Origin of the sequence: Psychrobacter sp. H7-1 (genome assembly GCF_904846585.1) — a bacterium.
GTDB classification, from domain to species: Bacteria; Pseudomonadota; Gammaproteobacteria; order Pseudomonadales; family Moraxellaceae; genus Psychrobacter; species Psychrobacter raelei.
In genome coordinates this window covers 53,451-65,223 of record NZ_CAJHBH010000012.1, presented here as the reverse complement: position 1 = coordinate 65,223, position 11,773 = coordinate 53,451, and the positions used below count along the sequence as shown (strand labels likewise).

At 45.0% G+C, this 11,773-nt stretch carries 10 protein-coding genes and 1 tRNA gene; 3 read left to right on the top strand and 8 right to left on the bottom strand.

All coding sequences use genetic code 11. The features are described 5' to 3' along the window. Nucleotides 1-254: 254 nt before the first annotated feature. Both JMX92_RS05810 and JMX92_RS05805 read right to left on the bottom strand, forming a co-directional pair. Nucleotides 255-341, bottom strand: a tRNA-Leu gene (locus JMX92_RS05810). Nucleotides 342-461: 120 nt separating this feature from the next. Beyond that, a complete protein-coding gene (locus JMX92_RS05805) occupies nucleotides 462-1,235 on the bottom strand; it encodes a ferredoxin--NADP reductase (protein ID WP_011961133.1) in 774 nt (257 codons plus the stop codon). Nucleotides 1,236-1,718: 483 nt separating this feature from the next. On the opposite strand from JMX92_RS05805, the gene tsaA reads away from it, so the two are divergent. The 3 genes from tsaA (at nucleotide 1,719) to JMX92_RS05790 (ending at nucleotide 4,254) form a co-directional block, all read left to right on the top strand. After that, a complete protein-coding gene (gene tsaA, locus JMX92_RS05800; RefSeq protein ID WP_201544431.1) occupies nucleotides 1,719-2,510 on the top strand; it encodes a tRNA (N6-threonylcarbamoyladenosine(37)-N6)-methyltransferase TrmO in 792 nt (263 codons plus the stop codon). A 152-nt stretch (nucleotides 2,511-2,662) separates the two neighbouring features. Next, complete coding sequence (locus tag JMX92_RS05795) at nucleotides 2,663-3,451, top strand: TatD family hydrolase (RefSeq protein ID WP_110816927.1); 789 nt, start codon at nucleotides 2,663-2,665, stop codon at nucleotides 3,449-3,451. 122 nt (nucleotides 3,452-3,573) lie between these two features. Continuing rightward, nucleotides 3,574-4,254 carry a TetR/AcrR family transcriptional regulator gene (locus tag JMX92_RS05790; protein WP_201544429.1) on the top strand — a complete coding sequence of 227 codons (681 nt, stop codon included), beginning with the start codon at nucleotides 3,574-3,576 and terminating at the stop codon, nucleotides 4,252-4,254. A 113-nt stretch (nucleotides 4,255-4,367) separates the two neighbouring features. On the opposite strand, the gene JMX92_RS05785 is transcribed toward JMX92_RS05790, so the two are convergent. The 6 genes from JMX92_RS05785 to JMX92_RS05760 all read right to left on the bottom strand — a co-directional run bounded on the left by JMX92_RS05785 (nucleotide 4,368) and on the right by JMX92_RS05760 (nucleotide 11,704). Next, entirely contained in the window at nucleotides 4,368-5,075 is a 708-nt protein-coding gene (locus tag JMX92_RS05785) for a TetR family transcriptional regulator (protein WP_011961129.1), read from the bottom strand. A gap of 124 nt (nucleotides 5,076-5,199) precedes the next feature. Beyond that, nucleotides 5,200-6,705 carry a deoxyguanosinetriphosphate triphosphohydrolase gene (locus JMX92_RS05780; protein ID WP_110816925.1) on the bottom strand — a complete coding sequence of 502 codons (1,506 nt, stop codon included), beginning with the start codon at nucleotides 6,703-6,705 and terminating at the stop codon, nucleotides 5,200-5,202. Nucleotides 6,706-6,855: 150 nt separating this feature from the next. After that, nucleotides 6,856-7,482, bottom strand: coding sequence for a hypothetical protein (locus tag JMX92_RS05775; protein ID WP_201544427.1), 627 nt, complete (start codon nucleotides 7,480-7,482; stop codon nucleotides 6,856-6,858). Nucleotides 7,483-7,719: 237 nt separating this feature from the next. Then, the gene (gene ychF, locus JMX92_RS05770; protein WP_011961126.1) at nucleotides 7,720-8,811 is read right to left on the bottom strand and encodes a redox-regulated ATPase YchF; all 1,092 of its coding nucleotides are present in this window, start codon (nucleotides 8,809-8,811) and stop codon (nucleotides 7,720-7,722) included. A 197-nt stretch (nucleotides 8,812-9,008) separates the two neighbouring features. After that, on the bottom strand, nucleotides 9,009-9,938 hold the full coding sequence (locus tag JMX92_RS05765; protein WP_201544422.1) for a phosphodiester glycosidase family protein: 930 nt from the start codon (nucleotides 9,936-9,938) through the stop codon (nucleotides 9,009-9,011). Between the two features lie 20 nt (nucleotides 9,939-9,958). Further along, nucleotides 9,959-11,704: an FMN-binding glutamate synthase family protein gene (locus JMX92_RS05760; RefSeq protein WP_201544421.1), complete on the bottom strand. Its 1,746-nt coding sequence runs from the start codon at nucleotides 11,702-11,704 to the stop codon at nucleotides 9,959-9,961. Nucleotides 11,705-11,773 lie beyond the last annotated feature (69 nt).

The following is an 11,773-nucleotide window of genomic DNA, read 5'->3' as shown; positions in this document are numbered from 1 at the left end:
CTTGTTTGAGTATATTAACAATCTGAGTGTCGGTAAATCTTGATTTTTTCATGTCGAAATCTCCTGCTGGTATTTTAGCAGTTAGTTTCTACTTTTACGTGTTATTGTTTTTCGGGGTGATTACCATACAGATGTATTAAAGTATCAAGATAGTATCAAAATTTTATTTGACGCTAGTATTACTCGACCAATTTATAAATAATTTACGCAATAAAAAACCCTCACAATCCATAGACTGTAAGGGTTTCGTATAGTGGTACCAGTGGTCGGACTCGAACCGACACGCTTTTAAAGGCAACGGATTTTGAATCCGTCGTGTCTACCAATTCCACCACACCGGCATGTAGGGTTAGCTTGCTCTTATTGAATTCAATAAGTGGGTAGATAAGCTAGGATGCGTATTATAGCAACTTCTGAAATAGGGTCAAGAAGTTTTAATGCTATTTTTACGCCAAGGGCTATTAACCTACGAAAGCACGTTCAACCACATAATCAGCAGGCACGCCCATACGTGGAGAAACCGTTAAGCCTGCAGCATCCAAAATCTCAGAAATATCAGCGTTAAAAGGCATACTACCACAGATCATAACGCGGTCATCTTCTTTATTGATAGGTGGTAAACCGATGTCTTCATACAACTTGCCTGAGCGCATCAAATCAGTGATACGGCCAGTGTTGCGGAAGTCTTCGCGGGTCACCGTAGGATAGTAGATGAATTTTTCACGATACCATTCACCAAATAACTCATCATTAGGTAAGGTCTCTTCGAACATTTCGCGATAAGCTAAGTCTTCAACTTTACGCACGCCATGGCAAAGAATAATTTTATCAAACTTCTCATAGACCTCAGGGTCACGAGACAAAGATAAGAAGGGTGCAAGACCGGTACCGGTAGAGAGCATATACAGATTTTTGCCGGGCAATAAATCGTCGACTACCAACGTGCCGGTAGGTTTTTTACTGATAATAAGCTCATCGCCCACTTTAATATGCTGTAAGCGCGAAGTTAATGGGCCGTCTTGTACCTTAATTGAAAAGAACTCCAAATGCTCTTCGTAATTTGGGCTGGCGATAGAATAAGCGCGCATCAGCGGCTTACCATCTACCATGATACCAATCATAGCAAATTCACCGTTACGAAAGCGTAAGCCGGCATCACGAGTGGTTTTGATAGTAAATAATGAGTCATTCCAGTGGTGTACGTAAGTCACTGTTTCGGTATGAAATTTTGACATAAAGGCCTCAATAAATAATGATGGCGAGAAGAGTTTAAAAGTGAGCTCTAATAGATAAGGTTTGACAACTGGTCATAATAATTTATGACGCCTCAGAGCCATGTGGCCGCTGAGATAAATAGATGCCTGATGACAGTTCGCCAACAGCGGTTCACATCGCGGCGAGTTCAGGCATAATTTTTAAGCTGCACATCATAACAAATTATTGCTTATCATAACGGCAATAAGTGTAAAAATGCATTAAAGCATCATAATAAAATGGAATAACGGATGTTAAAAAAATTATAAGCCAGTATTTTTGGTCAATGAGTTAAGGATATTCTGCCTTGCGAGGGTATGCCTCAACGATTACTGTGCGGTTTGATGTCCGTTCAGATTCAAATAATGTATTAAAATAGAGTCAAGGTGAGGCGTTAGCGTGATTAAGCCTAACGTGAGTCAGCCATTAGCCATCGAAATCAACCACAAGGTGTTAAAGACAGTATGTCACAAGATGATTTTCACCCAGATACGCAGCAGATAACCTTGCCGATTATCGGCTATCACCGCTCTGCGTTGTCTCAGAAGTTTGGTATTCCCCGCCAGCCCAATCTTGTGGCGTTGCCCAGTGTCATTGAGATGGTGACGCCGTATGATATGCCTGAGGCCTTTCTTGGCATTGAAGACTTTAGTCATCTGTGGATCAGCTGGCATACCCACCACAATCATTTAAATAGCCCTCAAGACAACGCTGAGTCAGGCCATAGGTTTAAACCCAAAGTTCGTCCGCCAAGATTGGGCGGCAATACTAAGCTTGGGGTGTTTGCCACACGCAGCACGTACCGCCCGTCGCAATTGGGGTTATCGGTAGTAAAGTTGGTGAAGGTTGAGGTAGTGTCAGGGGCAGTGCGGCTGCATATAACGGGCGCTGATATGGTCGACGGCACACCAATTATCGATATTAAGCCCTATCTTGCTTATAGTGACGCGCTGACAGATGCGGTCAGTGGGTTTGCGCCTGATAAACCCAAGCTAAAACCTGTCGTTTTAAGCCCTCAGGCTGAGTCACAGCTTGACGACTTATGTCAGCAAGCAGGTAGTGGGATTGACTCAGAAGACAAATTGATTATTACCGGTTTAATTGCCCAAGACCCTCGTCCAGCTTATCGTCAACAAGATACAAAGCGCATTTATTTTATGCGCTATAAGCACTATGACATTGGTTTTCAAATGCAGTCATCGACACACAGCTGCTCTGACTCAACGCTGTGTATTGTGTCTATCACGCCAGCTTAAGCATCACACCGTAGTTAAAACCAACTTCAGGATGAATGAGGTTAAATTTAAACATTAGTTACTGAGGCTGCCTTGAATTTGACCTATTAATAACGATAATAGACACTATTGGCTGCTAGAAGCCATCCCATTTTACTAAAAAAAGAGTGTATATGTTTACCGATAGTCACTGTCATTTAAACCGTTTGGATTTGACACCGCACGATGGCAAATTAGAGGGTGTTATTACGGCCATGAAGCAGGCCAATGTGAGCCGAGCTATGGCCATCATGTGCGATTTTGCAGAATATGATGAGATTTATGACATTATTACCCAGTTCGGCGATGAGCAGCTTAATCTGGGCATGAGTGTGGGCATCCATCCTTGTGAGGACTTGGAGGTGCTACAGGCTGCTACCGTTGAGCGTTTGGTTCAGATGGCAGCACCTGATCATGTGTGGGCCATCGGCGAGACGGGTCTGGATTATTACTGGAGTGATGAGAATAAAAAAGAGCAGCAAGCAAGCCTTGCGCGTCACATTGCGGCCAGTCAGCAGTTAAAAAAACCGCTTGTGGTACATACTCGTGAAGCTAAGCATGACACCTTAGATATCTTAAAAGCAGAAAAAGCTGAGCATGGTATTATCCACTGCTTTACAGAGGACTGGGAGACTGCAAAAAAAGCCTTAGACTTGGGTTTTTATATCTCATTTTCAGGAATTGTTAGCTTTAAAAATGCGCAAAGCTTGCGTGATGCGGCGTTAAAAGTGCCAAAAGATCGACTGCTTATTGAGACTGACAGCCCTTATTTGGCGCCAGTGCCAAAGCGTGGTAAGTCTAATGAGCCGGCTTATGTGCCTTATGTCGCAACTTGTTTGGGTGATTTGTTTGGGATAAGTGCAGAAGAGGTTGGCGCATTAACCACAAAAAATTTCGAGGATTTACTGGCACAATGCTCATAAAATGGGTATCCTATGAGCTTATGACCACTCAGTCATAATCATCTTGTGTTTTGGCCTATGTGATTACAGGCCGGTTCGAGTAGATATTATTCATCAAAGTTTATACAAGGTTAGGAGTTTGCATGAGTAGGCAGCAGCAATTCAAGAACCGTGAAGAGAAGATCTTGGCTACCGCTGAGCAGCTCTTACTTGAAGCAGGAAGTGGTGACATTACTTTAGACAGTTTGGCCGATCAGCTAGATTTAGCAAAGGGTACGCTGTATAAGCATTTTTCTAGTAAAGATGAGCTGTATCTGCGCATAATTATTCGTTATGAAGAGCAGCTGTTTGACATTAACAAGATTGACGACAGTGCCTCAGCGGGTGTGTCACGTATGATTTTGCAGCAGCTTATGAATCCGCAAAAAGCCCTGCTTTTTAATCAGATAGAAGAGCGTCTGGCCGCCTCTGCACAAGGCCTAAACCGTATGTTTGGTGAGTTGTATGAGATTAGACGGGCGCGTATGAAACGCCTTATTGATATTAGCAGTCAATATCTACAAACCCAAAACAGTGGTCTAAGTACCCGTGATTACTTATCGACCATTTGGGCGATAGGGCAAGGCGGGGCAAGCTTGCTTAATTCAAGCTTTTATCAGCGTTATTTAGGCCGTCGTGATACGCTTCGAGTGGCATTAATACAGCAAATGCTAGATTTACCCAAACAGTATCCAAGCTTGGATGCAGAGGACGATGACATGGTCGATCTGGTCAATCAGATTGATTCAGAAAGTGAAGCTCATATGCAGTCGCAGGCCTCTTAGTGTTATAAAGTATGCGGTAAAAAAGCCCTTTAACGATTAAAGGGCTTTTTCTTGCAGGGTAGATGATCGTAGATGTCCTAACCTATCAGGTATTATCGCTTACCGATTAGGTATTAATCATTAGGCAACAAGGTGGCCTCATTAGAGCGCCAATTCTCTGCACCATAGAACAGCATTTGTGCTTGGCGTGTGCATTGTCTAAGCATCAAATCTTTTTTAGCACTGACGCCTGTTAAGTCGCTTTCTTCATCGTGTGCTTGTGAATAGGTCAGATCCAGCCAATCAATAATCCACGTCAAAAATAAATTGAGCCCAGCCTCAGCCAACAAGCGTCTGTCTTCGGAGTTGATATGACTAAACGCCGGCTGTATGCCTAAATCTTCGCCCATAATTTTAGCAAATAGCTTAATTTGGGCAGCAATGGCGTTGCGCACTGACTCTGAGCCACCAAAGCGCTCACTGACTAAAAACTGCCAATAGCGAGGGTGCTCATCAATCGAGGCAAAAAATAGTTGAATGCTATTGGCAATTTGACGATCAAAGCTGCGCGTGCGCCCCATTTGCAAACCATTACGTAAGGTAGATAAGGCTTCACCAAGCTCTTCTTCTACTAAGCTTCTGCCCAAACTTTCCATATCATCAAAATGACGGTAAAAGGCAGTAGGCACAACCCCCACCTCACGAGTCACTTGGCGCAAACTAATGGAGGCAAAGGATTGACCCATCATACACAAATCAAGCACCGCGTTAAAAAATGCTTGTCGGGTCTGCATCTTTTTTTGTTCGCGGGTATTTAAATTAAGGGTGTTGGGGGTGGTCATGATAAAACACTCTCGTGGCTAATAAACAAAAGGTTAGGCGAGGCAAGCTGCCTCTAGTTGAACGAATAGGTACGCCTTAAAGCCAACAACAAAATCATGCAAGCGGGCAGGTTGTGTGCTTAGACTACCATACCTTATCACCAATACCATTTAAATCTTGCGCCAAACGGTAGGCTTCATGGTCATTCATTCCGGTAATAAAGTCTAAAATGTTTAATGAATTATCATATACATTTTCACTAAGCTGTCGATTTAGGGTATGTAAATGTTGGTTGAGTAGATGTAATAAATGCTTTTGCTCAAAGTGTGGTGGCTGCTGGGTTAGGGGTAGTAATGCCAATGGCATAAAGGCATCCAGTAGGGTTTGTAGGCAGCGATTGGCCATAAGCTCCATCCGAATCTTGCTGGGATGGGCGAATATTTGGGTAGAGGCCAATGCTTTGGCCTGAGCAATGCCTTCACTGACACTGGGCTCACAGTGATCAAATAAACTGCCGCGCATATCGCCGGCCAACATGGCATCGGCATGGGTAACAAAGGCTTGGGTGACCTTATCTACTAGGCGCATCATGGCCCGGCCCCGCAAGGCTGCCAGTTTTTGGCCTACAGGCGCATTGTTTAGTACTTCAGGCGGTGCCCCACGTGACCCAATCAAACCCAGCATCAGCGGCTCAACTTGCTGATAATCCACCATATTAAGATGAATGCCATCTTCTAAATCAATCAGCGCATAGCAGATATCATCAGCAGCTTCTAGCAAGTAGGCTAGGGGATGGCGGGCGTAGCCATCGTGTTCTTGTGAATAGGGCAGCCTAAGTTGTCCGGCCAACTTATCGAGTAAAGGGGCTTCACTATTAAAGCAGCCATATTTTTTGATATTTAGGGCACTGATAAAAGGGGCCGGCGGCGTAAAAGGCTCTGCACTTTGAGCAGATAAAGCAGCGCTCTGGTTATGTTGTAGCGGATTGCTGTGTTTGGCCAGCCACGGGTATTTCATAAAGGCACCTAAGGTCGCGCAAGTCAAGCGCATGCCACCACGATCAGGGTGATGCTCATTACAAGTTAGGAGCCTAAAACCTTGAGCATTGCCTTCATAGCCTTGCAAATCTAAGCGCTCAGCCGGTGTTAAATGACTTAAGAATTGTTGCTGACTGGGCTGATTAAACCAGTCACGGATGGCATACTCGCCGGCATGGCCGAAGGGTGGATTGCCGATATCATGCGCTAAGCAGGCTGCCTGTACAATTACCCCAACATCAGCGACGCTAACCCCACGCGGCAAGCCTTCAGGTAGCTTGTCTTGCAGCTTTTCGGCAGCCATCATGCCTAAGGAGCGGCCGATACTCGATACCTCAAGTGAATGGGTAAGCCGAGTATGAATGCCCATCTGATTGGTCAGTGGGTGTACTTGAGTCTTTTGGTTGAGTTGCCGAAATGAGTGCGAAAAGATTAAGCGGTCATAGTCTTTATGAAACGGCGTGCGTGATTTTTCTTGGGAGGGGCGTTTTTGAATACTGCCCAAGCGGCGGTCGGTAAATAGGTACGACCAGCGCTTATTGGCAGAGACTCGCTCAGGCTTCGGGGTATCTACTAAGTGAGGGTGGGCAGTAAAATCAACAGGCTGGGTCATAAGTCACCAAATCAACAAAAAAACAGTGTTAATTAGCATACCAGAAAAACCCATGCCCCGTCTTATGTGCTATTTTTTATCACCGGGCACCAAAACCACCCACCGCTCATTTTATAGCCCGCTTATCTGTGATTGTTTATCAGAGAGCGGCTACATTTGGCCGGTTTGCTGACAGTCGTATAGTTTATTTTGCTGTTCAAGATGAGCTTGTTCGGTAATTGATTTGGCTTTAGCAAGTGCGGTAGGCACTGAAAATAAGCTCGCCTGCTTATCTTGTACTTGCCACACTAAGCCGTGGCTGTCATCTAGACCAAGGCTGCTGATATAAGTCTGTGCGGGCAGGTTGCTGTCTTCAACTAAGTCATACTCTAGGCCATCTAACAGTAGGTGGGCGGTCTTTGGCTCATCATCGTTATGATAGTAGACGCTAATGTCGCCTTCAGGCTGACACTTAAAGGTGATACGTGGCTGGTCGGCATGGTCGTGATGATGAGCGGCTGCCTCATGGTCATGCTCATCGTGTTCGTCATGAGCCTGTTCGTCATGTTCGTCATGGCCATGCTCTGCGTGATCAGTCTGATGATCGTCATGTTCAGAATGTTCAGAATGTTCATGCTGCTCTTGGGTATCGGTGTTGGAGGCATTCGAGGGCTCATTAGGCTGGCAAGCCGTCAAGCCTAGACAGGCGCTAAGTAGTAATAAACCGCTCAAACGACCACCTGTCATTTGAGGAGCAGAGGCTAAAGTCAATCGATGGTAAAAAGACAAAGGTGACATAAAAAATCCTATAAAATAGCAAACGCAAGTTAGCGATAACAGGCTGGGTTAGATCCAGCCGAAAATACAGCCACAATAGTATGTTATATTATAACAATAATATCTTAAAATAAAGCCGACCGTTGAGTTATTTACAAGGTCGGCTTTTTTTAGGTCTCAGCATTAGGGCAAAATAAAGAGTCTTTTACCCTAAGTAACGTGAGCTGCTATTTACTTTTTATCAGCGTAAAGCTAAAGCTACACGTTAAATCTAAAGTGCATCACATCGCCATCTTGGACGATATAGGTCTTGCCCTCTAAGCGAGATTTACCGGCAGCAGCTGCGCCTTTTTCGCCGCCATGCTCAATGAAGTCTTCATAAGCAATCACTTCGGCACGAATGAAGCCGCGCTCAAAGTCAGTGTGGATAACCCCAGCCGCTTCAGGTGCTGTGGCGCCCACTTTGACAGTCCAAGCACGTACTTCTTTAACACCAGCGGTGAAGTAAGTTTGCATATCGAGCAGTTTGTAGCCCAAGCGAATGACTTGGTCAAGACCTGCCTCTTCCATGCCCATGCCCTCTAAGAAGTCGGCTTTATCTGCCTCATCTAATTGAGAGATTTCTGCTTCAATTTGGTTGCATAAAGGCAATACGATTGCCTCTTCTTTGGCAGCATAGTCACGAACAGCGTCAAGATAAGGATTGTTCTCAAATCCATCTTCACTGACGTTGGCAATATACATGGTGGGCTTTAAAGTAATTAGGCCATAGCTTTTAATCAGCTTTTTCTCATCTTGATCTAAGTTGGCACCGCGCGCAGCTTTGCCTTCGGCCAATAAAGGTTCGATTTTTTTGAACACATCAAGGGTGGCTTGAGCATCTTTGTCATTGCCCTTAGCCTTTTTAGTCAAGTTCACAATAGCACGCTCAACGGCTTCTAAGTCAGCCAAAGCCAGCTCAGTATTGATGGTTTCGATATCATCAATAGGGCTGACACGGCCATCTACGTGGATGACGTTGTCATCATCGAAGCAGCGTACCACGTGAGCGATCGCATCGGTCTCACGGATATTGGCTAAGAACTGGTTACCCATCCCTTCACCTTGTGATGCGCCAGCTACCAGACCAGCAATATCCACAAATTCCATAGTGGTCGGCAATACACGCTCAGGCTTTACAATTTCGGCCAGTTTGTTTAGACGTGGATCAGGTACAGGTACGATACCGACGTTAGGATCTTTGGTACAAAATGGAAAGTTTTCTGCGGCAATACCCGCTTTGGTTAACGCATTAAATAAAGTTGATTTTCCAACGTTTGGTAAGCCCACGATGCCACAATTAAAGCCCATGATTTGTCTCTCTTAATTTGATGTGATTTAAGGTAATAAAATAAAGTGGAAGATCGCTCATCAATAACAATCAATAAAAACGACCCTTGGATATGAGGTTAAGTACGACTATTAAATAGAGGGTAAAATTTAGCGCACATTGTAGCAAAAATCCATGAAGAAAGGGTGGGCTATTGCGCTTAGTTGGCCCGTGAGGGTTACTGATCATGTTGTGAGTCAGGATGGGTCTCAATAAGTCCCACCATGACCCCCATGTTTTTTTCTTCTTGAGCAGCAACATCCGGCGCGTACAAAGCGGAGGCCACCCCACCATCTAAAAACAGAGCATTATCGCAGTGCAGATCCTCTTTAAAAAAACGGGCAAACTGATAAAAGTTGACCGGCTCACGACTGGTCACAAAATGGATTTGACCGCCGTCACAGACCCCCACACCATTACGGATTTTTTTGGAGGTGCTATCATTATTAAACTTGGGATGGATATGACCATCAATCACCAGCATAGGGCCAGATTGGGTAGCATACCAAGGTTTGGCTTCGCCACTTTTTAGCATCGCATCAAGCTGTGTACTTTCTGTGATATGCACGTGATTGGCCTTATCCCACCACAATACGCCATTGGGTAGTAAATGAAAATTACCACCTCCTTGCTTTAAATTGAGCGATAATATCTGTCGGCCTTGGATGACCGTATAGCCAATAGGAGCAAAGTTGCCATCATACATACCTGCATTGGCAGCAAACTTCAGCTCGCTGTCTTTGGGCAAATCTTTAATCAGGGTATCAAACTTATAAAGCGGCTCATGAGATTTATCTTGATCGACAATGGCGGCTTGTGACTGATTTTCACCCGCTTGCCACTGGCCAGATTTCCAAAATAAGCGCAGCGATAAAGGCGCTTGTGCTTGCGATAGCTGGCTTTGTGAAATACTGCATAAAGCATGATTAAAAGGCTGTGAGCTTGAGTGACAAAACTGCTCGTCAGAGTCAGCGGCGCCCTTGACGCTTTGAATGAAATCATCAAGCTCTTCGTGTTTGCAGCCGGTTAAGGCCAATAATGTCCCTAACGCCAGGCTCATCATCAAGGAAGGTTTACGCAAGTTGAGTGTGAGCTGGGTTAGGGTCATAAAGGGGCCTTTAAACAAGATTACATATCGGTTGGGAATACTAAGTGCTCAGTGTCCACCGCCGCATTTTTATGGGTGTGACGTGAGTCTTCATTATAAGCAATATAGGCTTCGTTATCGGCTTTGAAACTATCGGGATCTGCCATTACCCACATCTGATTATAAATCTCTGAACGGGCATTCATGGTCAATAACGCCCCTTCATCTATAAAGTAAAAGCATCTAGACAATAGCTTGATGGAGCCATCATCCATACGACGTGCCACATGATAAGGGTGTAAGTCGTAAGGATGCGATAGACCCACAGCGCCGACGAAGTTGGCCAGTGATTTTAGCGTGTTTTTATGGAAGCTTGCCACACGTTCAGACTTGCTGGGCACGTCCAGTGCTTTTTCGCGATACGGATCTTGGGTTGCCACACCGGTCGGACAGGTGTTGGTATGACAAGAGCGAGATTGGATACAGCCGACTGCGAACATAAAGCCGCGCGCCGAGTTACACCAGTCTGCCCCCAGTGCCAACATTTTGGCAATATCAAAGGCTGAGACAATCTTACCACTGACACCGATTTTTATTTTATCACGAATACCTGCGCCCACTAGGGTGTTGTGTACAAATAAAAAGCCGTCAATTAATGGCATACCCACACTGTCCATAAACTCTACAGGAGCAGCGCCCGTACCACCTTCTGCGCCATCTACCACGATAAAGTCAGGATAGTTGTCCTCTTCAATCATGGCCTTGACTATTGCCATAAACTGCCAAGGCTGACCAATACATAGCTTAAAGCCCACAGGCTTACCACCAGATAACTCACGCAGCTGCTGTAAAAAATGAACCAGCTCGCGCGGGGTACTAAAGGCTGAGTGGGTAGAGGGCGATACACAGTCTTCTCCCATTGGGATGCGGCGAGTTTGGGCAATCTCTTCTGTAATCTTTTCGGCCGGTAAGACACCGCCTTTGCCTGGTTTGGCGCCTTGAGATAATTTAACCTCAATCATTTTTACCTGATCTTCTTTGGCATGCATCTCAAACAGCTCTGGATTAAAGTTACCGTGATCATCACGGCAGCCAAAGTAGCCCGTGCCCAGCTCCCAAATTAGATCGCCACCAAACTTGCGGTGATAAGGACTGATGGCGCCCTCTCCAGTATCATGAGCGAAGCCGCCCATTTTAGCGCCTTGGTTCAATGCCATAATCGCATTGCCTGATAGACTACCAAAGCTCATCGCTGAGATGTTAAATACCGACATAGAATAAGGCTGTTTACAGTGCTCATTCCCCACGATAATGCGAAAATCCTCTACATCTAGAAGGTGGCTGGTTTGAGATTGTAAAAACCACTCTTTGCCTTGAGTATATAAGTCATCTAGCGTACCAAATGCATTGGTATCACTGACATTCTTAGCACGCTGATAGACCAAGGCGCGCTGCTGGCGTGAAAAAGGCACTTCTTCTTTGTCATTTTCAATAAAGTACTGGCGAATCTCAGGGCGATAGCTTTCCAAAAAGTAGCGGATATGACCGGCAATAGGGTAGTTGTATAGCACGGCATGTTTGGATTGTAATAAGTCATAGATACCGACCATGACCAGCACACCAGCCAAAAGGGCCAACCACCAAATCGACAATAACACGGCAATAACAGTAATTAATGAGACACCTATTAATAGGCCATATCTTTTTAGTACGCCCACTTGGTATTGGCGCTCATTACGTTCAATGCTTTGTGCTTTAGTACGTGGGGCAGTTTGAGATTGTGGCATGAAATATCCTTTGTCACTTTTATTGATATGTTAGTTTAAGGGGTTAGTATTTAAGCGTTAGTATCAAGG